The following is a 25,603-nucleotide window of genomic DNA, read 5'->3' as shown; positions in this document are numbered from 1 at the left end:
AAGATTTCCACAACACATTTTTTTTAGCATAGGTTGTAATTTAGACTTCTAACTAATAAAACACCTATGAACATTTTTGAAGCCATTAGATCAGACCATGATATCCAACGAGAACTTTTAGACAAAGCATTAGCTACATCTGGAAATACGAGCGAACGCAAAGAAATTTGGAAAAAATTAAAAGTAGAATTAAAGGGCCATGAAACTGCTGAGGAGCGTAATTTCTACAAACAATTAATGGATAATGATATGATGGTAGAACATACTCGTCATGGCATCGCAGAGCACCACGAAATTGATGAATTGATTGAAAAAGTGGATGAAGCAGACATGGATAGTTCTGCTTGGCTTGCACATATGAAAGCGCTAGACCACCAAGTACGTCATCACCTTGAAGATGAGGAAAAAGCGTTTTTTCAACTAGCAGGAAAGGTTTTTAGTGACAAGCAAAAAGCCGAACTAGCAAAGACATATAATGCTGAAATGGAAACTCAGCGTAAAGAAATGAAATAATTAAATCATAAAAATTCTAAACCCCAAAATTTTTAAAATCTTTGGGGTTTTTTGCTGTTTTTTAATTTCCGTAGAGCTTAAAATACTTCTTCAATTCCTGCTCCACAGGTTTATTTTGTGGCGTAAACTGGTTATTTTCAAGTCCACCCACTTTATTATGTTCAATAAACCATTTCCAAATAAAACCACCTGCAAACCACGGTTCTGGATACATTTCTTCAATCAAAGCTTTTGTCAAATTTGTTTGAGCATACATATTTATACTTTTCATTTCGCGAGAACTTAGCCAGGGTTCTTTACCTGCAAAATCTACACTACGATAACCATATTCTGTGAATAAAATAGGTTTTTTATGAATTTCGGAAATTTGCTGCATTTCAATTTTCCATTTTTGAAGACCACTTTTAGCTTGTTCTATTGTCGGCGTTTTTTCTTTTGAAATTGGGAAATAAGCATCAACGCCTATATAATCTAGCTGTCCCCAAAAAGGCACTCTTTTATACTCGTCCCAGTTAGCGGCATAAGTCAATTTACCTTTATAGACCTTTTTAACTTCGGTAATTAAGTGATTCCAAAATTTAGGTCGCTGTATTATAAATTGTTCTAGCTCGGTGCCTATGCAATACATTTCGGTATTCATTTGTTCAGCTAATCTTGCATATATTAAAATGAAATCTAAATAACTTTCTTCTAACACTTTCCAGTCTTTTTCTGTATTCATCTTTAAATATCCCGTAAACTCACCGCGTGAAATCCATATTTGAGGTTTTACCATCACCGCTATATTATTTTTATGGAGCATTTCAATGTATTGCTTTACACCTTCGGCACGTTCACCAAACCATTGTCGATCTGTATTGTACTGCAATACGGGTGTTTCTAAATTACGTATAAAGCCAAAAGGCATCACGGCTGCATAATTAGCATTGATATTTACTACTGCGTCTAGATGTTCTTGAGTAGTTGCTTCTCCAGATGCTACAAAACTAATTCCATTCACTTTTTTTGAAGGTTGACTGGTACAATTTTGGAATAATAAAAGACAACAAATGAGTCTAAAAAAGTTTTTCATGTAGTAATTATATTGAAAGTGGAAGATACATAAAAAGTAAAAATGTGTGCAATGAATAATAATTTGGGTCACATTTCAGAAGTAAAAAGAAATTTAATTTTTATTATTTCACTACTGTATGTAAAGTTTGTACCTTGATGTGCGACATAATTAAAAACCTATCAAAAATAGTTCCCCGACTTCTCGGGAAAATTTATGAAACACGTTGTCATCATAGGAAACGGAATTGCCGGAGTTACTGCTGCCCGTCATATTAGAAAATTAAGCGACCATAAAATTACCATTATAAGTGCAGAGACTGATCATTTTTTTTCACGTACTGCATTGATGTACATATACATGGGTCATATGAAATTTGAGCATACGAAACCGTATGAGGATAAATTTTGGAAAAAAAACAGAATAGATTTAAAGAAGGCCTTTGTATCACAAATACTACCGGACAAAAAAGAAGTGGTGACTAAAGACGGAGAAAACATAACGTATGACTCGTTAATTTTAGCTACTGGTTCAAAGCCTAATATGTTTGGTTGGCCTGGACAAGACCTTGATGGAGTTCAAGGATTGTATTCCTATCAAGATTTGCAATCCTTAGAGAAAAATGCTCCTAATAAAAAAGTATGTAACCGAGCAGTGATTGTAGGGGGAGGTTTAATAGGTATTGAAATGGCCGAAATGTTACGAACTCGCGATATCCCTGTAACATTTTTAGTGAGAGAAACTAGTTTTTGGAACGGCGTGCTACCAAGTGGAGAGAGTGAGATGATTAACAAACACATTAAAGACCACCACATTGACTTGCGTTTAAACACTAATTTAAAAGAAATAATTGCTGATGAAAATGGGCGTGCAAAAGCTGTTGTTATTGAAGAAACTGGTGAGGAATTGCCCTGCAATGTTGTAGGATTAACAGCAGGTGTAACTCCTAATGTTGAGTTTCTAAAAGACAGCCCCATTGCTTTAGGTAAAGGGATTAAAGTTAATAGGTTACTAGAGACTAATATTAAAGATATTTACGCTATTGGGGATTGTGCTGAGCAACATGAAGCCATTGGTAATCGTCGTACTATTGAAGCTGTATGGTATACGGGAAGGATGATGGGGGAGACTGTAGCACAAACAATTTGTGGAAATCCTATGGAATATAATCCTGGGCATTGGTTTAACAGTGCAAAATTTCTTGATATTGAATATCAAACCTACGGATGGGTTTTTAGTGAACGGAATAAAAAAGATGAAGAACTGCACTTTCACTGGAAACATGCAGACAATACTAAATGTATAACAATCGCATATCATAGAGACACGGGACAATTTTTAGGTATAAACACCTTTGGTATTCGCATGCGTCATAATGTTATTGACAATTGGCTTACAGAAAAGCGGGACGTTGAATACGTAGTCAATCATTTAAAGGAAGCTAATTTTGATCCTGAATTCTATACTCATTTTGAGAATGATATTTTAGCAACTTTTAGCAAAACAAAAGCAACAATTTAACAAACAGCATCTCTCTTTTTTAGAACTCTAATACTATGAGTAAAATACAAAACGACATGTCCTTAACTGGACAACCGCCAAAAACTATTAATAAGCAACAAAAATTAGCGAGTGCCCTTGGTCTCATCGGTTTATTTATTTTGTTAATAGCCTTATTTAATGTAATTCTTCCAGGCGGCAAAGTAATCTGGCTAACAACCTCGCTTGTAGCAATGGCCACTGGGATTATTTGGTTTGCACATGCTGGATATGCACATAAAAAAGCAGGTATAAAAAATGATGGCGTTTATTTTAAATCCCTCTCATCAAGAGGGCTTTGGGCTTGGTCATTGGGTATCTTCATTACGCTATTTTATGTAGCGCTCTATTGGTTTCCGCAATATTTAGGGCTCGTGGAAGATGGAGATAATAATGGGGTTATTGCTTTATTTGATCCATTAAGCAAACTTTTAAGCGGTAATCCAGCGAGCCAGTGGTTTGTATATGGAACCTTATATACTTTAGCCATCTTAGGTTTTGGTGTAAAATTCATGTATAAGTATTGGCACAACAAATACGAAGTACTCCGCACCTGCTCTGTGATGTTTTTTCAGTTGGCTTTTGCTTTTGTCATTCCTGAAATATTAGTAAGATTAAACCAGCCATATTATGATTTAAAAAACATGTGGCCTCTTAATTATGACCTTTTTGCTGGTTATAAAATAGACGAATTTTTAAGTGCTGGTAACGTGGGATTATTGATGTTAATCTTTGGTATAATTTCAATTTTTGTAGTCTCTCCTATTCTCACCTATAAATATGGAAAGCGCTGGTACTGTTCTTGGGTGTGTGGTTGTGGAGGTCTTGCCGAAACAGCTGGAGATCCCTTTAGACATTTAAGCGATAAACGCCAAGTTGCTTGGAAAGTGGAGCGTTGGGTAATTCATAGTGTTGTCGTTTTTGTAACTGTAATGACTACCGCTGTTATTTTTTCATATTTAAGGGGTAACGAATCTTCAAATATAAGTGAGTGGAGCAATCTAGAAGATAAGGTTGTTATCATGAGTGAAAGCCAAGGTAAATCCATTGGAGAACGTATAAAACAAGCTGAAAAAGCTAAAGCTAAAGCAGTTGTTTTTTTATACGAAGAAAATGAAGCACCAACTATTGAAGACACTGAAGGTATTACAATAGACTATATAGTAGCATCACAAAGTGAAAATAAACAAGCGCTACACATTATTAAAAATGGGAATGAAGCTATAATAAAAAACAGCAATTCAAACGGAGAAAACTTAACCGTTGCTAAACAACAAGATATTGCAGTTTATGATGATTTCTGGATATCTAAAGAGTTTTTTATCTGGTTTATTATTGGCTTATTAACATTAGTATTCGCTTGGGTAATGCTATTCAAAAGAGACGCATTAGCAAAAGATGCAAAATATGGTGCAATAGGATATTTTGTAGTAGTACTTTCAATATTGCTATTCACATATTTTAGTAACCCTGGAAAACTTTTCTTTTTTGATGCATATCAATTACGAAAAAGCTATGGTTTTTTAATTGGCGCAATGTTTAGCGGAGTTATAGGTGTAGGTTTCTATCCATTATTAGGGAGCAGAGTTTGGTGTAGATTTGGATGCCCTATGGCAGCGATTCTAGGATTTCAGCAACGTTTATTTTCAAGATTTAGAATTACTACTAATGGAGGTCAATGTATTTCTTGTGGTAATTGCTCAACCTATTGTGAGATGGGAATCGACGTGCGTGCCTACGCTCAAAAAGGTGAAAACATTGTACGCAGCTCATGTGTAGGGTGCGGTGTGTGCTCTGCTGTATGCCCCCGTGGCGTTCTTAAATTAGAAAATGGACCAGAAGATGGACGCATAAATCCTACTGATGTTTTGTTAGGAAACGACGTAAATTTAATGGAACTTATGAATAACAAAAAATAATTTATAAAATTCAAACGCATCAAATTCTTCGGAAATATTAGCGCCATTATTTCGGTTTATTTAAATGATATTCGCGTTGTTTAAGAATTTAATATTTCCGAAGTAAAACCTTTAAGTTTTTAATTTCAATAAAAACTTCTCATTTGGATTTTTAGCATCTATTTCATGAAACCCATAATAAAAGTTATCATACCTGCTTACAATGAAGCAGATTCCATAGGATTAGTCATTAATGATATTCCTGCTACCGTGGACGAAGTGATTGTTGTGAGCAATGGCTCTACAGATAATACTGAAGCTGTTGCCACAAATGCTGGCGCAACAGTATTAATTGAAGAAAAAATGGGCTACGGCTATGCTTGTTTAAAAGGTATAAGGCATGTTGAATCCTCAAAAAAAAAAGCAGATATCGTTGTTTTTCTAGATGGTGATTATAGTGATTACCCCCAACAATTAACAGAGCTTGTAGAACCCATTATTAATAATAATATTGATTTTGTCATTGGTGCACGTGTTGCTTACTTAAGAGAAGCTGGGTCTATGACGGTACCACAAAAATTTGGAAATTGGCTAGCCACCACTTTAATGCGGTTATTTTTTGGATCAAAATTTACAGACTTAGGTCCCTTTAGAGCTATTAAATATGACAAATTATTAGCGTTAAATATGGAAGATAAAACATACGGGTGGACAGTAGAAATGCAATTAAAAGCATTAAAACGAAACTACACCTACGTTGAAGTCCCTATGAAATACAGAAATCGTATAGGCGAATCTAAAGTTTCAGGAACGGTAAAAGGTGCTATCTTTGCAGGCGTTAAAATATTAGGTTGGATATTTAAATACTCCTTAAAAAAATGATTCTTGAAACCATAATTATGGTTATTTACTCGGTTGCATTGCTACTTATATTAATGTATGCAATTGCCCAGCTCAACCTACTTTTTAATTACCTCCGCTCAAAGAAACATGAAAACACCTGTGAAACATTTGATTTTACTATAGCGGAGGAAATCCCTTTTGTAACTATACAACTTCCAGTCTATAACGAAATGTACGTTATGGAAAGGTTATTAGATAATATTGCTACACTAGAATACCCCAATGATAAACTTGAAATACAAGTTCTTGATGACTCTACAGATGAGTCATTGCAAACTACTGCAAATCAAATTGAAAACCTAAGAAAAACTGGTCTTAACATCCAGCACATAACAAGAACAGACCGTACTGGATTTAAAGCTGGCGCATTAAAGGAAGGTCTAAAAACAGCAAAAGGAGAATACATAGCTATATTTGATGCCGATTTTCTTCCTCAAAGAGACTGGTTAAAAAAGACAATACCTTACTTTAAAAACCCTCAAATTGGCGTTGTACAGACCCGTTGGGGACATATTAATCGTGATTATTCTATACTTACTAAAGTACAAGCATTTGCATTAGATGCTCATTTTACCCTAGAACAAGTAGGTCGTAACAGTGAAGGTCACTTTATTAATTTTAATGGTACTGCTGGGGTATGGCGTAAAGAGTGTATCCTTGATTCTGGAAATTGGGAAGGCGATACGTTGACAGAGGATCTTGATTTAAGTTATAGAGCACAATTAAAGAATTGGAAATTCAAATATTTAGAAAATGTAGAAACTCCAGCCGAATTACCGGTAGTTATTAGTGCTGCACGTTCGCAACAATTTAGATGGAACAAAGGTGGTGCAGAAAATTTTCAAAAAATGATGAAACGTGTTCTTAAAAGTGAAAATGTTTCAGTAAAAACGAAGATTCATAGCCTATTGCACTTGCTAAATAGCACTATGTTTTTAAATATTTTTTTAGTAGCAATATTGAGCATTCCTATGCTGTGGATAAAGAACGAATATGAGCATTTGAAAATATATTTTCTTGTAATGAGTTTCTTTATTGTTAGTACAGTTATCTTTTTTGTCTGTTATTGGTATACTTTTAAAAGTATCTACGGTGGTGGTATAAAGCAGTTCTTAAAATATACTGGGATGTTTTTTACTTTTTTCTCAATAGCAATGGGTTTTTCTCTACACAATACTATTGCAGTAATTGAAGGTCATATTGGGAAGAAAAGTGAGTTTGTACGTACGCCAAAATTTAATATAAACTCCTTAAAAGATAAGTGGACAGGCAATAAATATTTGAAGAAAAAAATATCAATTAATGTGGTTTTTGAAGGATTATTAATGCTCTACTTTGGATTTGGAATGTATTCAGCATTTATTGTAGGAGACCAGGGTGGTGATTTTGGACTCTTTCCATTTCATTTAATGCTCTTTATTGGTTTTGGCTTTGTATTCTTTAAGAGTTTAACAAGTAAAGCCTAAAGGTTATAAACTTAATCTAAATTGTTGTGGAGTCATAAATTCTAGTTTTTTAAACTGCCTATTGAAATAACTTACATTATTAAAACCTGCTTTAAAGGCAATTTCAGAAATCAACATCTTTTTATGGTGCTTCATCAATTTTTTAGCAAATTTTATTTTTTCAGAATTTACAAAATCAATTGGTGAAATTCCTAAAGTGTTTTTAAATTTTTTATGAAAATTAGAGGTACTCATATAAGCTTTTTGGGCTAATTGTTCAATGGTTATACTCTTATCTGTTAAATTTTCACGTATAAATTTTACCACGAAGCCTATGCGTGTATCACTAAAAATGTGTAAATCATCATTTAAAATACTCTGCTTAGCCTTAGTTTGTAATAGACGAACAATAAGTTCTTGTATCATTAAATCTAACAATACATCTTTTGATACTGTATTCTTTGTAAATGTATCTACTAGTCTCTCTATTAAATAATTAACCTCAACTTGATGTGTTAAATGTGACGCTATACCCTTTTCTAAAGTCCAAATATCCTTTTCATCTTTTAATAAAATCTCTTCGTTAAATCTATTGGCTACTTCATAGATTTTTTGAGCATCTATTCCTAAAGCAAGGCATTGCGTAGGGTTGTCTATTCTAGCTATTGGGAAATCAATTATCATTTCTTGATTAGAGGGCATCACTACAGATTCTCCAGGTAAAAAATTAAAAGGAGCTTTATCCTTTAAATGCATAATTTTTTTTCCTGTAAGCATACTTGCGATTACAGGAAAATCAAATGTTAGTGAAACTTTTTCTGCAATAGCGTGGGTTTCAAAAATATTAAGTTCAGAATATTTAGCATTATACGTAGTACGATTCTCTACTAACGTGTACAGTTTTCTTGAAGTTTTATGTCTTGACAATGAGTGATTCATATTCAATAATACGACAAATAGCGCTATTTATAAAAGGAATATAGATATGTGCTACTTTAATATAGAATTGTTCAAGTTAATACATAATTATTAAAATACATTTATCATTATTAAGTATTTATCAATTAAACTATTAATATTTTATCATTATGAGCAACACAGCAACAGCATTAGGAAATGCAATAGAGCGCCCTAAATTTAAAAATCAATACGATAATTTTATAGGTGGTAAATGGGTAGCCCCTGTAAAAGGAGAATATTTTGAAAGTATTTCTCCAGTAGACGGAAATGCCTTTACGAAGATAGCACGTTCTACTAAAGATGACATAGACCTTGCTGTTGATGAAGCATGGAAAGCTGCACCTTACTGGAATAACACATCAGTAACAGAACGCAGTAACATACTTTTAAAAATAGCAGATGTTATTGAAGCTAATCTAGAAGTTTTAGCAAAAGCAGAAACTTGGGATAATGGAAAACCTATTAGAGAAACAATGAATGCAGATTTACCTTTAGCGGTAGATCATTTTAGATATTTTGCTGGAGCCATTAGAGCTGAGGAAGGTGGTGCAAGTGAACTTGATGAAAACACACTTTCATTAAATATATGGGAACCCCTAGGAGTTGTTGGACAAATAATCCCATGGAACTTTCCACTCCTAATGGCCACATGGAAATTAGCTCCCGCATTAGCAGCAGGTAATTGTGTAGTTTTAAAACCTGCAGAACAGACTCCTGTAGGTATAATGATGCTTGCAGATCTTATTAAAGATGTAATCCCAGCTGGTGTTCTTAATATTGTTAATGGTTTTGGTCTAGAAGCTGGAAAGCCACTCGCTTCTCATCCAAAAATTAATAAAATTGCATTTACTGGAGAAACAACTACAGGACAACTTATCATGCAATATGCATCTAAAAATATTATCCCGGTCACACTTGAATTAGGAGGAAAATCTCCAAACATATTTTTTAAAAGCATCATGGATGCAGATGATGAATTTTTTGACAAAGCAATTGAAGGAGCAGTACTATTTGCTTTTAATCAAGGGGAAGTCTGCACTAGCCCATCACGTATTTTAATTGAAGAGAGTATTTATGAAGCTTTTATTAAAAAAGTTGTTGAACGTACAAACGCAATTAAGATAGGTCATCCTCTTGATCCTGATACAATGCTAGGCGCACAAGCTTCAAATGACCAATATGAAAAAATCCTTAGCTATATTAAAATAGGTAAAGAAGAGGGTTGCGAAGTATTAGCCGGTGGAGACGCTGCTTATAACGAAGGGCTTGAAGGAGGTTATTACATACAGCCTACTATCTTTAAAGGAAATAACAAAATGAGAGTTTTCCAAGAAGAAATTTTTGGCCCTGTAGTGTGTGTAACAACTTTTAAAGATGAAGATGAAGCTGTTGATATTGCAAATGACACACTATATGGCTTAGGAGCGGGAGTCTGGACAAGAGATACACACCAAGCTTATCAAATTGCAAGAAAAGTAAAAGCTGGAAGAGTTTGGGTAAACAATTATCATGCATACCCTGCACACGCTCCTTTTGGAGGTTACAAAAAATCTGGTATTGGTAGAGAAAACCATAAAATGATGTTAGATCATTATAGACAAACTAAGAATATGCTTATTTCTTACGATAAGAAAAAGTTAGGTTTCTTTTAATAATTAGTTGAATTAACCTAAGGGGTCGGGATAAAATTATTTTGGCCCCTTTTTCAAAATCTTTAATTTTTAAAATACAATGATAAAATCTAGGGTAGATATTACAGAAAAAGCAACAGCTATAGTTATACAAATGCAAAAAAAGTACGGAGAATTAATTTTCCATCAAAGTGGCGGTTGTTGCGATGGATCCTCACCCATGCTCCTTATGAAAGAAGATTTATACCTAGACGAGAGTGATGTTTTACTTGGTCACATTGCGACAATTCCATTTTATATGAATATTGACCAATATCAATACTGGAAGCATACTCATTTAACAGTCGATATTGTAAAAGGAAGAGGCTCTAGCTTCTCTGTCGAAATTCCTTTGGGGATTCGATTTTTAGTAAAATCAAGACTTTTAACTGAAGAAGAAGACAGCTATTTTGAAAATCTTGAAAATGTGTATTAAATAATCTTTACAAGCTATTTGCTATAATAATTAAATTTTCCAAGGTGGGTTCAATCTATTAACTCCTGCATAGTAAAGAATAATTTGATTGCCATCTACGTCATTTAATCTTGCTTCTCGCCACAACCATGATTTGTCGTTTGGCAATTCATCAAAACAAATACCTTTTTCTAAAAGTGAATCTACATGGTTATCTAAATTTTCACACTCAAAATAAACAGAAACTCCAATACCCTCTGGTAGTTTTTCAACTTGATGAATGGAAAATGTAGCATTCCCATCAGGGCATTTAAATCTTGCATAATACGGCAATGCTTTTACTATTAACTTTAAACCTAATGTTTCATAAAACAGAATTGATTTATTTAAATCTATTGATGGAACGGTGATTTGATTTAGGTTCATAAAATTTTTGAAAATTAAAAAGTGACCTTGGCCTCCATCTTTTCACCATCTCTCAAAACAGTGACTATTGTGCTTTGCCCTTCTTCAAATGTAGCTAGTGCTTTCATATAATTCATCATATCTCCAGTTTCTAAATCACCAAGTTTTACAACGATATCACCTTTTTTTAATCCTGCTTTTTGAGCCGGCTTATCTTCACTTACTCCATCAATTCGCATTCCTTGTCCATTGTATAAATAATCTGGCACAACACCAAGCGCTACTTTAAACATGGGTACCTCTTCACTTTCATTTTTAGTTTTCCTAAAATTTAACTTACCCGCATCATCTAGATCTTCAATGACATTTAAAATATAATTTGCAATCTTTTTCATACCCTCATAATTTAACTTCTCTGCATCATCACTAGGTTTATGATAATCTTCATGTTGTCCCGTAAAAAAATGAAGCACAGGAATATCTGCTAAGTAAAAAGAAGTATGATCGCTTGGGCCTATACCACTTGCATGTTCGGCAATATTTAATGCACCATCATTATTTGCAAATAATGTTTGTTTAAAAATTGGCGATGTTCCCACTCCGTGGACTGCAATAGTATTTTCTTCGTTCAACTTCCCTACCATGTCCATATTAATCATGTATGAAACTGCTTTAGTATCAATCGTAGGATTTTTTACAAAATAATTTGACCCCAATAATCCCATCTCTTCTCCAGAAAAGGCAATAAAAAGATAGTTTGTTTTCATGGCAGTTTCTTGGTTGTCTAAAATTTCCGAAGCAAGCTTCATCATTACAGCAACACCACTTGCGTTGTCATCTGCACCATTATGTATTGCTTCTCCCTCTCTGTACAAAGAGCCGTCGCCACCCATACCTAAATGATCATAATGCGCACCAATAATTACTGTATTCTTTGCTTTATTATCAATATACCCTAACACATTTGTGCCTGTCAAAGTACCGTCTTCATTCTTCTCAGTAAACCCTGCTTGCTCATGTGGATTAGCACTAGGCTTAAAAGTAAATGTTTGTGTAAATGCGCCAGCAACCCCTTTAGGTTGTAACCCTATTTGTTTAAATCTTTTTGCTATATATGCTGCAGCTTGTACCTCTCCTTTTGTTCCAGTCTCTCTTCCATTGAAAGCATCGTCTGCAAGTGCAAATACATCTTCTTTCATTGTTATCACCGTCTTTTTTGTTTCTTGTTTACAAGAAATTACAATCAAAACAGCGAATAGTATTACAATTGAACGCATAATCTTATTTTTACACAAAATTACTAGATTTATGAGAGTATTTGCCTGTCTATTTACAATTTGTATGTTCCTTTCTTGTAAGAATGATGTTAAGAATAATACTTCGGAAATTTTAAATTCGGAGACTATTTCCGAAGAAAAAACCACCGTGACTTCATTAACTAGAGATGCAATTATAGATGCTGTTACTAACGACACACTAATTTATCCCGAAGAAGTTCACTTTAAAAACATACGTCAAGTAACATTTGGCGGTGATAATGCCGAAGCTTATTGGAGCTTTGATGACAAGCAATTAGTCTTTCAATCTAATTTTAAAGAATGGGGTGTAAATTGTGACCAAATGTTTTTAATGAACGTTGAAGAAACATTTAAAGACACACAACCTCCCATGATTTCAACAGGAATGGGACGCACAACATGTGCTTATTTTTTGCCAGATAACAAACATTACGTGTACGGTAGCACGCACTTAGCAGACAGGGAATGTCCTGAAGTTCCGCTACGTAAAAATGGAAATTATGTTTGGCCTGTTTATGATAGTTTTGACATATTTGTGTCAGATTTAGAAGGAAACATCACAGATCAATTGACTACTGAGCCTGGCTATGATGCAGAAGCTACAGTTTCGCCAAAGGGAGATAAAATTGTCTTCACATCAACACGCAGCGGAGATTTAGAATTGTATACAATGAATATTGATGGTAGTGACGTCAAGCAAATTACTAACGAATTGGGTTATGATGGCGGTGCCTTTTTCTCACCAGATGGAACAAAATTAATCTTCCGCTCTTCACGTCCAAAAACGGAAGCCGAAATTAAAAAATATAAAGACTTACTTGCTGACGGTCTAGTTGAACCTACAGATATGGAACTTTATATTTGTAATGCAGACGGCAGTAATTTAAAACAATTAACTAATCTTGGTAATGCAAATTGGAGTCCATTTTTTCACCCTAGTGGAGAGAAAATATTGTTCTCAAGTAACTTTGAAGCAGAACGCGGCTTCCCTTTTAATCTTTACATAATTGACGTCGACGGTAAAAATTTAAAAAGAGTTACCCACGGAGAAACATTTGATGCATTTCCAGTATTTAGTAACGACGGCAAACATTTAGCCTTCTCCTCAAACCGAAACAATGGCGGTGGAAGAGATACTAATTTGTTTATAGCAGAGTGGCAGGATTGATGAACATCGCCTTAAAAGAAAACTACCTGTCAATCCTACTCATTATATTGAGTGTAGTTGGGTATCTTTTATTTGGATATTCATTAGAACGCCATGAGTTTCTAAAATTACTATTGCTTTATACAGGATTATTTTTTTGTACATGGCGTATTATTGAACATAGCAGATTTAGTTTTTGGGAGATTGCTGGCTTTGGGGTCTTATTTAGGTTGTTATTTTTACTTGCAATTCCAAATCTCTCACAGGATTTCTACAGGTTTTTATGGGATGGGCGTGTTTTATTGCAAGGGCTGAACCCTTATTTGTTTACCCCTGAGCAGTTTATTACTAATATGCCTCCTAAACACATTTTAAGCAATTGGAATTTAATTGATTGGAACTCAATCGTTATAAATCAATCCGCAGAACTCGTTGGAGGAATGGGTGACCTTAACGCCAGTCATTATAGTAATTATCCACCTATAAACCAATTATATTTTTTAATAGCTGCATTATTTGCGGGCAAAAGTATTTTGGGGTCTGTGGTTGTTTTAAGGGTTTTAATCATTATTGCTGACGTAGGTATTCTCTATTTTGGAAAAAAACTTTTAGAAAAACTTAACCTCCCTGTAAAAAATATTTTTTGGTATTTCTTAAATCCGTTTATCATTATTGAACTTACTGGCAATCTTCATTTTGAAGGAGTAATGTTATTATTTGTCGTATGGTCATTTTACTTATTGCACCAAGAAAAATGGTTTTGGGCTGCAGTATTGATGGGAGTTTCTATCTCTGTGAAGTTGTTGCCTTTATTATTTTTGCCTTTATTTTTTAAATGGTTTTATAAAAAAGAGGTTTCGGCTACGCTCAACTTAGTATCATCATTAAAATTTTACATTATAGTACTAGGAACAGTAATATTAACATTTGCTCCTTTTTTATCTAAAGTTTTTATTTCAAATTTTGCTGCGACAATAGGTCTTTGGTTTAGTAATTTTGAGTTTAATGCTAGTGTGTATTATATAATACGATGGATAGGGTATCAAACAGTGGGGTGGAATATTATAGGGACTGTAGGTTCTATTTTACCATTAATAACAATAGTATTTTTAGCAATCTTGTCTCTTTTCCGTAGTAATAAAACCACTCAACAATTGATTACTGGAATATTACTAGGTGTTTCTTTTTACTTTTTACTTTCTACTACGGTACATCCTTGGTATGTTGCTACGCCGCTAATTCTCTCTGTTTTCACTCGGTACAAATTTCCTATTGTTTGGAGCTTTGTAATTATGCTTTCTTATTCTGCTTATGGGTTTAATGGATTTTCTGAAAATTTATGGCTTGTTTGTATAGAATATTTAGTCGTAATTGGATTTTCAATTTGGGAAATTTATAGCATCTCTTCAAGTCTAAAAATTTCAGAAATTAAATAAAAAACCTCACAAACATTGAGGCTTGTGAGGTGGTTCATTTTATATGTAAAAATTTTACTTTTTAACTCTTATTACGTCATAGACATCTTTGCGTCTATCTTTTAAGTTTTTTACAGCACCAAAAGAATGTAGCTCGCGTAGAAGACTTATATCTACGTCAGCCACTAAAATCATCTCGGTATTTGTAGTTGCTTCGGCTTTAATACCGTTACTTGGAAATGCAAAATCACATGGTGTAAAAACTGCAGATTGAGCATATTGAATATCCATGTTTTCAACATTTGGTAAGTTACCTACACTCCCTGAAATAGCAACATAACATTCATTTTCGACAGCTCTTGCTTGCGAACATAGGCGTACTCTCGAGTAACCATTTTGAGTATCTGTTAAGAATGGAACAAATAAAATATCCATCCCTTCATCTGATAATAATCTAGAAAGTTCTGGAAACTCACTGTCGTAACAAATCAATATTCCAATTTTTCCACAATCTGTCTCAAACGTTTTTAATTCACTTCCTCGTTGCATACCCCATACTTTAGCCTCGTCTGGAGTAACATGAATTTTTTCGTAACGCTCAATACTTCCATCTCTACGACATAAATAACCCACATTGTAGAGAGTATCTCCTACAAGCTCTGGCATACTTCCCGTAATGATGTTAATATTGTATGAAATTGAAAACTCAGACATTCTATTCTTTATTTCCTCTGTAAATTTAGCAAGTTCGCGTATGGCTTCAGATTCTTTTAAATGATTGAACTCTGCCATTAGGGGCGCATTAAAAAATTCTGGAAAAACAGCAAAATCGCATCGATATCCAGAAACGCTATCCACAAAATACTCTACTTGTTGCATTAATTGCTCAAGGCCAGAGTAAGGGCGCATTTGCCATTGAATCAACCCTAATCTTACAATTGTTTTTACAGCAGAAGGCGACTTAGTAGGTTTTGTGTAATATATATTATCCCACTCCATTAATACGGCATATTCTGCAGATGCTGTATCTCCCTCTAAGTATCCTTTTATAACTCTAATAGGATGAAAATCATTTGATATTTGAAAGTTTAAAACAGGGTCACTTACTTCTTTTCTTTTAACCGCATCAATGTATTGTTTAGGCGACATATCATTTTTATGGATATGATAATTAGGCATTCTACCTCCAAAAACAATCCCCTTTAGATTAAGGTTTTCACACAATTCTTTTCGATAATCATATAAACGACGTCCCAAACGCAAACCTCTAAATGAAGGTTTTATAAAAACATCAATCCCGTACAAGACATCACCTTTTGCATTGTGATTTTTAAAAGAGCTTTTTGTAATTATATCTGCATAGGTATGATTATCATCTATTTGAGCATAATCAACTACAATAGAAAGCGCACAACCTGCAATTTCACCATCAATTTTAATTAAAATTTGCCCTTCAGGAAAAATATCAATCAATTTTTGAATAGCTGGTTTAGCCCAATAAGAATTTTGCATTCCTACATAGGCTTCTTGAGTAGCTGTTTTTAATTCTTGAAAATCTTCAATTGTTAAAAATGATAATTCAATGTTTTCAATTTCTGAAATATTCTTTTTAGTGCTCATAGTATTTTCCCTTCGGAAATGTAATAATCATGTTATATTAAAATGCTGTTGTTTATTTATAAATTAAAAAAATTACATGTCAAGTAAGTATGCAAATATTAATGGAGCAACAATAGTTGCATCACTTTCAATGATAAACTTTGGTGTATTTATATCTAATTTTCCCCAAGTAATTTTCTCATTTGGAACCGCTCCCGAGTAACTCCCATAACTTGTTGTTGAATCGCTAATTTGACAGAAATAGCTCCAAAACGGCGTATCTGTACGTTCCATATCTTGATACAACATAGGCACAACACATATAGGGAAATCTCCCGCAATTCCTCCTCCTATTTGAAAAAAACCTATTCCATTTTCACTGTTATCAGTATACCAATCTGCTAAAAAAGTCATGTATTCAATACCACTCTTCATGGTACTTGCCTTTAATTCGCCTTTTAAAACATAGCTTGCAAAAATATTACCCATAGTACTATCTTCCCATCCTGGACAAATAATTGGTAAATTTTTCTCAGCTGCTGCATACATCCAACTATCTTTAATATCAATCTCATAGTACTGCTCAAGAACACCGCTCAACAATAATTTGTACATATATTCATGTGGTAAATAGCGTTCACCCTTCGCTTCTGCATCCATCCAAATTTTTACAATATGCTCTTGGATTCTTCTAAAAGCTTCTTCTTCTGGAATACACGTATCTGTCACACGATTTAATCCTTTTTCAAGTAAATCCCACTCATCTTGAGCAGTTAAATCACGATAATTAGGAACACGCTTATAATGACTATGCGCTACAAGATTCATAATATCTTCTTCAAGGTTTGCGCCCGTACATGAGATAATGTGCACTTTATCTTGGCGAATCATTTCGGCAAAAATCTTTCCTATTTCAGCAGTACTCATGGCACCCGCTAATGACACAAGCATCTTTGAACCACCATTTAACTGCTCTTCATATCCTTTTGCAGCATCAACTAAAGCTGCCGCGTTAAAGTGTAAATAATATTTTTGAATAAACTCTGATATCGCTCCTTTATTAGTCATCTTGATTGTCTTTAAATTTTGAAATTGTATTTCCTTTGTCTGAAAAATTACTCTCAAATTCTTCTCCTTCTTCTGCACCATTAAACTTATAGCTCAACATCTTATAATATAATTTTGCTGCAAGAAAATCTGAAGATTTATCGGCTTCATTAGGACATAACTCTACAATATCAAATCCTACTACATTTTTCTCTTCAAATACTTGTTTTAAAAAATCTAAAGTTTCATACCAAAACAATCCTCCTGGCTCTGGCGTTCCTGTTGAGGGCATAATTGAGGGATCAAATGCATCTAGGTCAAATGTTATAAATACATTATCTCCTAGTGCTTCAATAACGCTATCAATCCAATAGTCATCATTTGCCATATCATGAGCGAACCAAGTTTTTTCTTTATCTAAAACAGTGGTTTCTGCTATATCCATGCTGCGTATTCCCACTTGAATTAAATTTGTAGTTTGACTTGCTTCATAAACCGCACACGCATGGTTACAAGTTGAGCCTTGATATTCCTTACGTAAATCTGCATGCGCATCAATATGCAATACCGTTAAATCGTCAAAACATTCATTAAATGCTCTAATTGTTCCTATTGAGATACTATGCTCACCTCCAAAAACAGTTACAAATTTATTACGTAAAATGTATTCTTTAGTTCTTTTATGGACTTCATTAACAACAGCCTCTGGAGAACTTGATTCTGTGATTGCTTCTGCTAAATGAATACCTTGTTTATACACTTCAGTTTCTGTTTCAATATCGTATAATTCCATATTTTCACTGGCATGTAAAAAGGCATCTGGACCTTTATCTGCTCCTTTTTGAAATGTGCTAGTACCATCATAAGGCACCGGAATTAATACAATTTTTGAAGTTTCTAATGCAGCGTTTTCCTTTGGAATTCCCGCGTAAGTTTTAGTTGTCATACCCTAAAATATTTAGCAATTGCTCGCTTGTTTGTTGTTCTGAAAATAGTTTTGTGGAAATAGTTCCGTTTTTATCTTTGTCTATTAATATATGTTTTGGTGTTGGGATTAAACAATGTTGTAATCCCCCAAAACCACCAATGGTTTCTTGATATGCACCTGTATTGAAAAACCCAATATAGAGGGGCTTGTCTTTCTTAAATCTAGGCAAATATATAGCATTCATATTCTGTTCACTATTATAATAATCATCACTATCACATGTTAAACCTCCTAACAAAACACGTTCATACTCATCTTCCCAACGATTTAAAGGCAACATAATAAAGCGCTTATTAATAGCCCAAGTGTCTGGTAATGTTGTAATAAATGAAGAGTTTATCATATTCCATTTTTCACGGTCATTTTGTTGCTTTTGATATAATATTTCATAAATCGCACCACCGCTTTCGCCAACTGTAAAACTTCCAAATTCTGTGAAAATATTAGGTACTGGTACTTCAGCCTCTTCACAAGTAATATTTATTTGATTTACAATCTCGTCAATCATATATTGATAATCATACTCAAAAGCAAGACTATTTTTAATTGGGAAACCGCCTCCTATATTTAAACTATCAAGTGATGGACACACCTTTTTAAGTTTAGTATAAACCTTTAAACATTTTACAAGTTCATTCCAGTAATATGCATTATCACGAATTCCTGTATTGATAAAAAAGTGAAGCATTTTTAGCTCTACTTTGTCGTTATTCTTAATTTGGTCTTCATAAAAAGGAACTATATTTTTATATCCAATTCCTAAACGAGATGTGTAAAATTCAAACTTAGGCTCTTCCTCACTTGCAATACGAATACCAACCTTAAAGTCACGCTCAATGCCATCAGAAAGTAAGGTTAACTCTTCATAATTATCAATTATAGGAATACAATTTTCCTGCCCTCCATTTATTAATCTTGTAATATTTTTTATATACTGGTCACGTTTAAAACCATTACAGATAACATATGTTTTGTCTGTAATTTTACCTTCTGCCTTAAGACTTTCTACTATATTAATATCAAACGCAGATGACGTTTCAATGTGAATATCATTTTTTAAAGCTTCATTTAAAACATGTTTAAAGTGTGAACTTTTTGTACAATAGCAATAATTATAGTTTCCTTTGTAATCATGCTTTTCGATGGCATTAGCAAACCACTTTTTTGCTCTTTGGATGTTTTCTGAAATTTTAGGTAAATAGGTAAATTTTAGAGGCGTACCATATTCGGCTGTTAGTTTCATTAAATCAACACCGTGGAACTCTAAGGATGTCTCGTTTCGGCTAAATTCTTCTTGTGGAAAATGATAGGTTTGATCAATAAGATCAATATATTTTGTGTTCATTAAATAGTTTTAGTGTAATAAAAATAATGGCAATAGTATGCTTTCCCAAACGAAATGGGAATGATAACAGAAGTTTAACGTACTACTCAGATAATAATTGGGCTTAACCAGTAAGCTAAACGGTGGAAAGAACCCATAGTTTTACGCACAGGCCCAAGGCTTGTGGTATCAATACCAGTGGCGAAGACCAATGGTGAAACGGAAGCTAGCTTTAAAATTCGGTCGCTTATCTTATAAGCTGTTTTTGAATATGACTTCCTAATCTTCAAAAACCCGAACATATAAACAGGGTTCAAATTGTTCAGCTACCACAATTAGATGTGGTTAAATAACATGACAAATGTATACTAAAAAATGAATTGAAAATTAATTTTTAATAAAATTTTAAGGACATAAAAAAATTCGGTATTGAACCGACTTTTTCTCTATTTTGAATAGTTACAAATAGTATTATTTTGAAATTTGCTTTTTTAATAATGCTTCAGAAACTCGAAAAGTTGCTGTATACTTCATCTTTTCTTGTTTGCGCTTAAAAGCAAAGAAAGCTGTTTTATACCAGCGAGCATCTGTGGCTTTTTTTCTGTAATCTTCATTTACTTTAGCGCCAAATAACTTGCCATCATGCCATGGTGCAATTGCATAAATACCCACACCTAATTTTTCTGTACGCTCTATTACCGTATTAAAATCTGACTCAGAAAAACAATGCGTGTTTTCAATATCAAAACCATCATTTATATTATCTAATCCTTGGAATATGTGTGCTTCTAAAAACTCTTCTTTAGTCATATTTATTTGCTGTAAATTAAATTATGTGATATTTACTAAAGCATACCGAACAACTCTAACTCTTGCTTGGTTAAAATTTTCCAGCGACCTCTTGGCAGGTCTTTTTTTGTTAAGTGAGCAAGTGTAACACAATCTAATTTAACAACATCATAATTTAAATAATCAAAGATGTCACGAATAATGCTATTACCCATATTTTTGATTTTTAAACCAACTTCTTTTTTTGGCTTGTCTTTGACGTAACTCACGTCAATCACTTCAACTTTCTTACCGTCTATAGTAAGACCGTCTTTGATTTTTTGAAGGTCGGCTGCTTTTAGGTTTTTATCTAATTCAATATGGAACAAACGCTCCATCCCTTTTTTGCTTAATTTTTCCTTTAGTTTATCATCATTAGTAAAAAATAATAAACCTGTTGAATTTCGGCCTAGCCTACCTATGGGAGTTATTTTTGCGCTTGTAGCATTTGAGACCAAATCCATTACTGTGTTCCCTTTGCTATCACTTGTAGTTGTTGCAAAGCCTTTAGGTTTATTAAGTAACACATAAGCCATAGGTTCTGGGCTAAGACGACGCCCGTCAAAACGTACATCATCTTCAAGTTTTACTTTATAACCCATTTCATTAATGATTTTTCCATTAACACTTACAAGACCTGTTGCTATATAAGTATCAGCCTCACGGCGTGAACAGATTCCACTATTTGAAATATATTTATTTAAACGAATTCCTTCCATGGTATTCGTTCTTTTTGATGGAGCTTTTTTAATAGGTTCTGCTGGTGCAGCAGGTTTTGATTTACCAACTCTTTTTTGTGGTGCATTTACTTTTGAACCACCTTTAAATTTAGCATTCGTAGCTCCTCTTCCTGAAGTCTTTCCTTTTCGGCTATTATCGTTTCTGCTCATAATGAATTACCTGAGAGTCAGGCGTTTTTAATTTGGGCGCAAAGATACGCAAAGCGGTTGGTGTTTTGGTTAAGGTGAGGTTAAATAGTGGATTAACTATTAAACTATTCCAAATAAATATGACCTAAACAAAAAGTAATATCAAACTATTTATGTTCAGTTGTTTATTATTTCGGCTAAATATGAAGCATCTTTTGAAACTCCTCCTAAAGTTGCAGACCCTCTAGTAAACATCCATGGAAGCCCCATAAAATATAATCCCTCAATGTTACTAACCCCTCTATAATTTTTAGGGTACCCATCTTCGTCAAGCTCTAATCCTTCTATCCAATTAAAGTTAGGACGATACCCTGTGGCCCAAATAATATTTTTAATGGTTGTAATTTTTTTATTCTCAAATATTATTTGTTCTTCTTGTGCATCTTTTGTTCTCCCTGTTGTTATTACGTTTTTTCTAGAAAGAATTTCTTTTACATCAGTCCCAATGACAGGTTGTGTAGTTGAATTTATTTTTTTCCCTATCCAGCTATATTTACTATAACTTAAAAAACCAATCAAAGTAAACCACCACCATAAGGTCTTACCTAGAAAATTCTGGGGCAGTGATTTAACCTTAGTATCCCCTGAAAAATACACGATCCTGTTTGTGTTCTTAGAAATTTCGTTCAGAATTTGATAGCCAGAGTCCCCTCCACCAACAACCAATGCATCACCTTCTTCTAATTGATGCAACCCTTTATAATAGTTACTATGCATTTGAAGAATATTAGCAGATATTTTAGAATGGCAAGGAGGTGTGTATGGAATATGAAATGGCCCTGTTGCAACTATAATATTTTTAGTCTTAATTTCACCCTGCTCATGCATAACGTAAAAACATGTTTCGGTTTTACGCACTTTTTTAACTAACGTTTTAAGTTGTAATGGAAAATTAAATTTTTCTACATACAATTTAAAATAATTAGCAACTTCAAGTTTAGTGGGGTAGTGTCCTTTAGGCGCATCAAATTTTAATCCTGGTAGGTGATTATATTCAGTAGGTGTAAATAGTTTTAATGAGTCCCATCTATTTAACCAAGAGGCACCTATTTCATTTCCTCCATCAACAATTAGGAATTTTTTATCCATTTTTTTCAAATGGTATGCCATTGAAAGTCCTGCTTGTGCTCCACCAATAATCACATAATCTAACATTTCTTTTTGCTTATATTTTTTTGCAAAAGTAGAAACAAATAGATGGTTAATAGTAAATATTAATTATAATCCTGAAAATCTACGATTAAGTAATTTATAATTATTGAACATTACAAAATCATTCAAATTCTATTGTTGATTGTCTTTCTCTATTTACTTTTAATTTGGTGACATCTGGTCTGGAATAATGACCTACGGGATCAAAATTTTGACGCTCTTCATAAACACGGTTAAAATCTAAAGTGTGATAGATATTTCCATCTGTAATAATATCTGGTTTTATAAGCCACTCACCATTTGGTCCTGCGATACAACTTCCGCCATTGGCAAGTAAATCTGGAGCTTTTTCTATAATATTATTAAGATAGGGAGTATTTTCAGGGAAGTCACTTTTCCGCATTAGCGAAGATACTGAGATTACATAACTCCTAGATTCTCTAGCAATAAAGCGGGTAATATCTTTAGTATTATGGTCACTTCCAGGCCAAACTGCAACGTGCAAATTTTCGCCTTGACCATACAGTGCTGCTCGTGGTAGTGGCATCCAGTTTTCCCAGCAATTTAATCCGCCAACTGTAAATTTTTTAAGTCTATGAACTTGCAAACCATTACCATCACCTGGTGACCATGTAAGCCTTTCATCATAAGTAGGTTGTAGTTTGCGATGTACAGATTGGATAATGCCAGCTTCTGAAATATATACCAATGAACAATAAATGCTATGCCCGCCCCTATCCAATGGTCGTTCAATAACTCCCAAATATATTGCTATTTTATGTTTCTGTGCTAGTGCACAAATTGTATCTAGATCTCCATCTTCAATTGTTATACTATTATGAACATAATACGCATGCAATTCTTTATTTACTTTCTTATCCCATTCTGCACCTCCTGTAAGTGCTAACCAAAATGGATATCCTGGAACTAAACCTTCTCCAAAAACTATGAGCTCTGCATTGTAATCTGCCGCCTCTATTATTTGATTTTCAATTTTTTTTAATGTAGCCTTTTTGTCAAGCCAAACTGGTGCTATTTGAGCTAAGGCAACTTTAAGAAGGTTTTTCATAAAAATAAAGTTTGTAGTTTATTATAAAATTTGATAGTGCTATTCGAAAGGCTCTAGCTATTTAAAAAAATCTCCCCAAAAAAACATCCACATCAATTAAAACGATACACAAAACTCCAGCGACAATTATAAATTTTAAAATATTGTGTAAAATGATATAGTGCAACTTACGATTAGATTTCCAAAGTAAAACATCAAAAACAATAAGTGCTATGATACTTAAATAAAAGTACACATGCATATATCCTAATTTGAAACTAGTGAGTAATAAAACGGCTGGAATAAGTGTAGCAATGCTTAAAAATGTAAGAATAAATTTTGAAACTTTCTCTCCATAAACTACTGGAATGGTACGGTAGTTTTGAGCTAAATCGCCTTTAATATTTTCTAGATCCTTTGTCAACTCTCGCATAGAAATTAATAGAAAAAGAAATGTAGCGTGCACAAAAATTACCTCGCTAAAATTACGATAGTGGATAAAAATTGCAAAGAAAGGAACAACAGCTAGCAATGTGGCAACTAGATTTCCTATAAATGGAAATTTCTTTAATTTATGAGAGTAAAACCAAATGCCAAAAATATATATCGAGAAAAAAACTACAGCTCTAAAAGAGACATAACTCGCAAAAAATACAGACATAAAATTGAGTACAAAATAACCCGTCAATTTTGTTTGTTGACTCACTAGCTTATCTAGCATTGTTTTTCTTGGTCTATTAATTAAATCTTTTTCACTGTCATAAAAACTATTAATTATATATCCTCCAGCAATTGCAGCTGCAGAGGCTAGAATAAGCATTAATAAGTTAACATCAAGAAGGACTTGTCGTAAAGGTAATTGAGGTGCAAGAATAAAAATAGAGGTTAAATATTGTGCGATAACAATCACTAAAATATTATACCCTCTAACAATGGAGAACAAGCTAAAAAACTTCAACAAGAAATGCTTTTGTTTTCTGCTTAACATGTAAAATTTATTTGAAAATAACTTCTAAAAGTTATAAACTACTTCTAGATTGTAATCTTTTAACTGCGTTCTTGCTTGCTCAATATCTTCAGTAAAGCCTAGCATGTAACCACCACCACCAGAACCACATAATTTAAGATAATATGCATTTGTATCAATACCTTTTTTCCACAGTTTATGGAATTCTGCAGGAATCATAGGCTTAAAGTTATCGAGCACTACTTTTGATAATTGCTTTACATTTCCGAAGAGCGACTTCACATCTCCCTTTAAAAAGTCTGTCACACAAGCATCTGTATGTTTTACAAACTGGTTTTTAAGCATGTTTCTAAAACCTTCTTGTTTCATATTTTCCATGAAAATATTTACCATAGGAGCAGTTTCTCCTGTAATACCGCTATCTAACAAAAAAACAGCGCCTTTACCATCCACAGTTTGTGATGGGATATTTGCACTTTCAATATTATCTTTGCTGTTAATTAAAATAGGCAAGCTTAAGTAACTATTCAAAGGGTCGAGCCCCGAAGATTTACCATGGAAAAAAGATTCCATCTCTGCAAAGATATTTTTAAGCTCTAATAATTTTTCACGTGTTAGATTCTCTAAAACGGTAATTTTATTTGCAGCATATTTATCATAAATAGCAGCGACAAGTGCGCCACTACTGCCTACACCATAACCTTGTGGAATACTACTATCAAAGTACAATCCTTTTTCTACATCTTGCTTTAAGAAATCAATTTCAAAACTTACAAGAGAAGGTTGTTCTTTTTGTAAATTTTCTAAATAATCAGCAAAACGACGCAAACTATCATTTGATTTAATAGTAGCAATCGTACCATGCTCGTCAATTTTTAAAGCGCCGTTGTAAAAGTTATATGGAATAGAAAGACCTTTAGAGTCTTTAATAATACCATACTCACCAAAGAGTAATATTTTTGAGTAGAAAAGTGGGCCGCGCATCTATACGTATTAAGTTATAAAGTTACTGTTTTTTTAAGTAACTCCACCGTGGACTACAAAGATACTCAATAATTGAAT

General features: G+C 33.5%; 23 protein-coding genes. 9 read left to right on the top strand and 14 right to left on the bottom strand.

The annotated features are described in order from the left end of the window. Positions 1 to 66 precede the first annotated feature (66 nt). A complete protein-coding gene (locus tag GB234_RS04165) occupies positions 67 to 513 on the top strand; it encodes a hemerythrin domain-containing protein (protein WP_151893257.1) in 447 nt (148 codons plus the stop codon). Positions 514 to 574: 61 nt separating this feature from the next. Here GB234_RS04165 and GB234_RS04160 read toward each other — a convergent pair whose 3' ends face one another. Next, positions 575 to 1,585 (bottom strand): glycoside hydrolase family 113, encoded by a 1,011-nt coding sequence (locus tag GB234_RS04160; RefSeq protein ID WP_151893256.1) that lies wholly within the window; start codon positions 1,583 to 1,585, stop codon positions 575 to 577. Positions 1,586 to 1,780: 195 nt separating this feature from the next. Between GB234_RS04160 and GB234_RS04155 the strand changes: the two genes are divergently transcribed. The 4 genes from GB234_RS04155 (at position 1,781) to GB234_RS04140 (ending at position 7,370) form a co-directional block, all read left to right on the top strand. After that, positions 1,781 to 3,085 (top strand): NAD(P)/FAD-dependent oxidoreductase, encoded by a 1,305-nt coding sequence (locus GB234_RS04155; protein WP_151893255.1) that lies wholly within the window; start codon positions 1,781 to 1,783, stop codon positions 3,083 to 3,085. A 35-nt stretch (positions 3,086 to 3,120) separates the two neighbouring features. Continuing rightward, positions 3,121 to 5,022, top strand: a complete 1,902-nt coding sequence (locus GB234_RS04150) for a 4Fe-4S binding protein (RefSeq protein WP_151893254.1) — start codon at positions 3,121 to 3,123, stop codon at positions 5,020 to 5,022. A gap of 165 nt (positions 5,023 to 5,187) precedes the next feature. After that, positions 5,188 to 5,883 (top strand): glycosyltransferase family 2 protein, encoded by a 696-nt coding sequence (locus GB234_RS04145; RefSeq protein ID WP_151893253.1) that lies wholly within the window; start codon positions 5,188 to 5,190, stop codon positions 5,881 to 5,883. Then, positions 5,880 to 7,370, top strand: coding sequence for a cellulose synthase family protein (locus GB234_RS04140; RefSeq protein WP_151893252.1), 1,491 nt, complete (start codon positions 5,880 to 5,882; stop codon positions 7,368 to 7,370). Before GB234_RS04145 ends, GB234_RS04140 begins: the two co-directional genes overlap by 4 nt. A 3-nt stretch (positions 7,371 to 7,373) precedes the next feature. On the opposite strand, the gene GB234_RS04135 is transcribed toward GB234_RS04140, so the two are convergent. Next, positions 7,374 to 8,288, bottom strand: coding sequence for an AraC family transcriptional regulator (locus GB234_RS04135; protein WP_151893251.1), 915 nt, complete (start codon positions 8,286 to 8,288; stop codon positions 7,374 to 7,376). Between the two features lie 149 nt (positions 8,289 to 8,437). Between GB234_RS04135 and GB234_RS04130 the strand changes: the two genes are divergently transcribed. Together GB234_RS04130 and GB234_RS04125 are read left to right on the top strand one after the other, a co-directional pair. Next, the gene (locus GB234_RS04130) at positions 8,438 to 9,961 is read left to right on the top strand and encodes an aldehyde dehydrogenase family protein (protein WP_151893250.1); all 1,524 of its coding nucleotides are present in this window, start codon (positions 8,438 to 8,440) and stop codon (positions 9,959 to 9,961) included. Between the two features lie 79 nt (positions 9,962 to 10,040). After that, a complete protein-coding gene (locus GB234_RS04125) occupies positions 10,041 to 10,415 on the top strand; it encodes a DUF779 domain-containing protein (protein ID WP_151893249.1) in 375 nt (124 codons plus the stop codon). Positions 10,416 to 10,445: 30 nt separating this feature from the next. Here the strand turns inward: GB234_RS04125 and GB234_RS04120 are convergent, their stop codons facing one another. Together GB234_RS04120 and GB234_RS04115 are read right to left on the bottom strand one after the other, a co-directional pair. Then, positions 10,446 to 10,820 carry a VOC family protein gene (locus GB234_RS04120; RefSeq protein WP_151893248.1) on the bottom strand — a complete coding sequence of 125 codons (375 nt, stop codon included), beginning with the start codon at positions 10,818 to 10,820 and terminating at the stop codon, positions 10,446 to 10,448. A gap of 14 nt (positions 10,821 to 10,834) precedes the next feature. Beyond that, the gene (locus tag GB234_RS04115) at positions 10,835 to 12,076 is read right to left on the bottom strand and encodes a M28 family peptidase (RefSeq protein WP_151893247.1); all 1,242 of its coding nucleotides are present in this window, start codon (positions 12,074 to 12,076) and stop codon (positions 10,835 to 10,837) included. A 31-nt stretch (positions 12,077 to 12,107) separates the two neighbouring features. On the opposite strand from GB234_RS04115, the gene GB234_RS04110 reads away from it, so the two are divergent. Then, positions 12,108 to 13,265, top strand: a complete 1,158-nt coding sequence (locus GB234_RS04110; protein ID WP_151893246.1) for a TolB family protein — start codon at positions 12,108 to 12,110, stop codon at positions 13,263 to 13,265. Beyond that, positions 13,265 to 14,680: an MptA/MptB family glycosyltransferase gene (locus GB234_RS04105; protein WP_151893245.1), complete on the top strand. Its 1,416-nt coding sequence runs from the start codon at positions 13,265 to 13,267 to the stop codon at positions 14,678 to 14,680. The genes GB234_RS04110 and GB234_RS04105 overlap by 1 nt, the downstream gene beginning before the upstream one ends. A gap of 54 nt (positions 14,681 to 14,734) precedes the next feature. Here GB234_RS04105 and GB234_RS04100 read toward each other — a convergent pair whose 3' ends face one another. The 10 genes from GB234_RS04100 to GB234_RS04055 all read right to left on the bottom strand — a co-directional run bounded on the left by GB234_RS04100 (position 14,735) and on the right by GB234_RS04055 (position 25,525). Continuing rightward, positions 14,735 to 16,279 (bottom strand): bifunctional GNAT family N-acetyltransferase/carbon-nitrogen hydrolase family protein, encoded by a 1,545-nt coding sequence (locus GB234_RS04100; protein ID WP_151893244.1) that lies wholly within the window; start codon positions 16,277 to 16,279, stop codon positions 14,735 to 14,737. Positions 16,280 to 16,351: 72 nt separating this feature from the next. Further along, a complete protein-coding gene (locus tag GB234_RS04095) occupies positions 16,352 to 17,326 on the bottom strand; it encodes a deoxyhypusine synthase family protein (RefSeq protein WP_151893243.1) in 975 nt (324 codons plus the stop codon). Then, positions 17,319 to 18,251: an agmatinase gene (speB, locus tag GB234_RS04090; protein ID WP_151893242.1), complete on the bottom strand. Its 933-nt coding sequence runs from the start codon at positions 18,249 to 18,251 to the stop codon at positions 17,319 to 17,321. The genes GB234_RS04095 and speB overlap by 8 nt, the downstream gene beginning before the upstream one ends. Beyond that, positions 18,241 to 19,638: an arginine decarboxylase gene (locus tag GB234_RS04085; RefSeq protein WP_151893241.1), complete on the bottom strand. Its 1,398-nt coding sequence runs from the start codon at positions 19,636 to 19,638 to the stop codon at positions 18,241 to 18,243. The genes speB and GB234_RS04085 overlap by 11 nt, the downstream gene beginning before the upstream one ends. A 450-nt stretch (positions 19,639 to 20,088) precedes the next feature. After that, a complete protein-coding gene (locus tag GB234_RS04080; RefSeq protein ID WP_151893240.1) occupies positions 20,089 to 20,427 on the bottom strand; it encodes a hypothetical protein in 339 nt (112 codons plus the stop codon). Positions 20,428 to 20,462: 35 nt separating this feature from the next. Beyond that, a complete protein-coding gene (locus GB234_RS04075) occupies positions 20,463 to 21,335 on the bottom strand; it encodes a pseudouridine synthase (protein ID WP_151893239.1) in 873 nt (290 codons plus the stop codon). Between the two features lie 156 nt (positions 21,336 to 21,491). Next, positions 21,492 to 22,529: a flavin-containing monooxygenase gene (locus GB234_RS04070; protein WP_151893238.1), complete on the bottom strand. Its 1,038-nt coding sequence runs from the start codon at positions 22,527 to 22,529 to the stop codon at positions 21,492 to 21,494. 118 nt (positions 22,530 to 22,647) lie between these two features. Next, entirely contained in the window at positions 22,648 to 23,595 is a 948-nt protein-coding gene (locus GB234_RS04065; RefSeq protein WP_151893237.1) for a carbon-nitrogen hydrolase family protein, read from the bottom strand. 61 nt (positions 23,596 to 23,656) lie between these two features. Beyond that, positions 23,657 to 24,562, bottom strand: coding sequence for a geranylgeranylglycerol-phosphate geranylgeranyltransferase (locus GB234_RS04060; protein ID WP_151893236.1), 906 nt, complete (start codon positions 24,560 to 24,562; stop codon positions 23,657 to 23,659). 24 nt (positions 24,563 to 24,586) lie between these two features. After that, positions 24,587 to 25,525 (bottom strand): mevalonate kinase family protein, encoded by a 939-nt coding sequence (locus tag GB234_RS04055; protein ID WP_151893235.1) that lies wholly within the window; start codon positions 25,523 to 25,525, stop codon positions 24,587 to 24,589. Positions 25,526 to 25,603: the final 78 nt, after the last annotated feature.

This window comes from Patiriisocius marinistellae (assembly GCF_009014635.1).
In the GTDB taxonomy this organism is placed as follows: domain Bacteria; phylum Bacteroidota; class Bacteroidia; order Flavobacteriales; family Flavobacteriaceae; genus Patiriisocius; species Patiriisocius marinistellae.
This window is presented reverse-complemented; position numbering and strand designations above follow the sequence as displayed.

What these genes read in the sequence shown, in the direction of transcription:
- GB234_RS04065 (WP_151893237.1), bottom strand. Translation starts at nt 23,595, where the DNA reads ATGAAAAACCTTCTTAAAGTTGCCTTAGCTCAAATAGCACCAGTTTGG.
- GB234_RS04095 (WP_151893243.1), bottom strand. Translation starts at nt 17,326, where the DNA reads ATGACTAATAAAGGAGCGATATCAGAGTTTATTCAAAAATATTATTTA.
- GB234_RS04105 (WP_151893245.1), top strand. Translation starts at nt 13,265, where the DNA reads ATGAACATCGCCTTAAAAGAAAACTACCTGTCAATCCTACTCATTATA.
- GB234_RS04110 (WP_151893246.1), top strand. Translation starts at nt 12,108, where the DNA reads ATGAGAGTATTTGCCTGTCTATTTACAATTTGTATGTTCCTTTCTTGT.
- GB234_RS04055 (WP_151893235.1), bottom strand. Translation starts at nt 25,525, where the DNA reads ATGCGCGGCCCACTTTTCTACTCAAAAATATTACTCTTTGGTGAGTAT.
- GB234_RS04115 (WP_151893247.1), bottom strand. Translation starts at nt 12,076, where the DNA reads ATGCGTTCAATTGTAATACTATTCGCTGTTTTGATTGTAATTTCTTGT.
- GB234_RS04075 (WP_151893239.1), bottom strand. Translation starts at nt 21,335, where the DNA reads ATGAGCAGAAACGATAATAGCCGAAAAGGAAAGACTTCAGGAAGAGGA.
- GB234_RS04060 (WP_151893236.1), bottom strand. Translation starts at nt 24,562, where the DNA reads ATGTTAAGCAGAAAACAAAAGCATTTCTTGTTGAAGTTTTTTAGCTTG.
- GB234_RS04155 (WP_151893255.1), top strand. Translation starts at nt 1,781, where the DNA reads ATGAAACACGTTGTCATCATAGGAAACGGAATTGCCGGAGTTACTGCT.
- GB234_RS04150 (WP_151893254.1), top strand. Translation starts at nt 3,121, where the DNA reads ATGAGTAAAATACAAAACGACATGTCCTTAACTGGACAACCGCCAAAA.
- GB234_RS04080 (WP_151893240.1), bottom strand. Translation starts at nt 20,427, where the DNA reads ATGACTAAAGAAGAGTTTTTAGAAGCACACATATTCCAAGGATTAGAT.
- GB234_RS04070 (WP_151893238.1), bottom strand. Translation starts at nt 22,529, where the DNA reads ATGTTAGATTATGTGATTATTGGTGGAGCACAAGCAGGACTTTCAATG.
- GB234_RS04165 (WP_151893257.1), top strand. Translation starts at nt 67, where the DNA reads ATGAACATTTTTGAAGCCATTAGATCAGACCATGATATCCAACGAGAA.
- GB234_RS04130 (WP_151893250.1), top strand. Translation starts at nt 8,438, where the DNA reads ATGAGCAACACAGCAACAGCATTAGGAAATGCAATAGAGCGCCCTAAA.
- GB234_RS04085 (WP_151893241.1), bottom strand. Translation starts at nt 19,638, where the DNA reads ATGAACACAAAATATATTGATCTTATTGATCAAACCTATCATTTTCCA.
- speB (WP_151893242.1), bottom strand. Translation starts at nt 18,251, where the DNA reads ATGACAACTAAAACTTACGCGGGAATTCCAAAGGAAAACGCTGCATTA.
- GB234_RS04160 (WP_151893256.1), bottom strand. Translation starts at nt 1,585, where the DNA reads ATGAAAAACTTTTTTAGACTCATTTGTTGTCTTTTATTATTCCAAAAT.
- GB234_RS04100 (WP_151893244.1), bottom strand. Translation starts at nt 16,279, where the DNA reads ATGAGCACTAAAAAGAATATTTCAGAAATTGAAAACATTGAATTATCA.
- GB234_RS04140 (WP_151893252.1), top strand. Translation starts at nt 5,880, where the DNA reads ATGATTCTTGAAACCATAATTATGGTTATTTACTCGGTTGCATTGCTA.
- GB234_RS04135 (WP_151893251.1), bottom strand. Translation starts at nt 8,288, where the DNA reads ATGAATCACTCATTGTCAAGACATAAAACTTCAAGAAAACTGTACACG.
- GB234_RS04145 (WP_151893253.1), top strand. Translation starts at nt 5,188, where the DNA reads ATGAAACCCATAATAAAAGTTATCATACCTGCTTACAATGAAGCAGAT.
- GB234_RS04120 (WP_151893248.1), bottom strand. Translation starts at nt 10,820, where the DNA reads ATGAACCTAAATCAAATCACCGTTCCATCAATAGATTTAAATAAATCA.
- GB234_RS04125 (WP_151893249.1), top strand. Translation starts at nt 10,041, where the DNA reads ATGATAAAATCTAGGGTAGATATTACAGAAAAAGCAACAGCTATAGTT.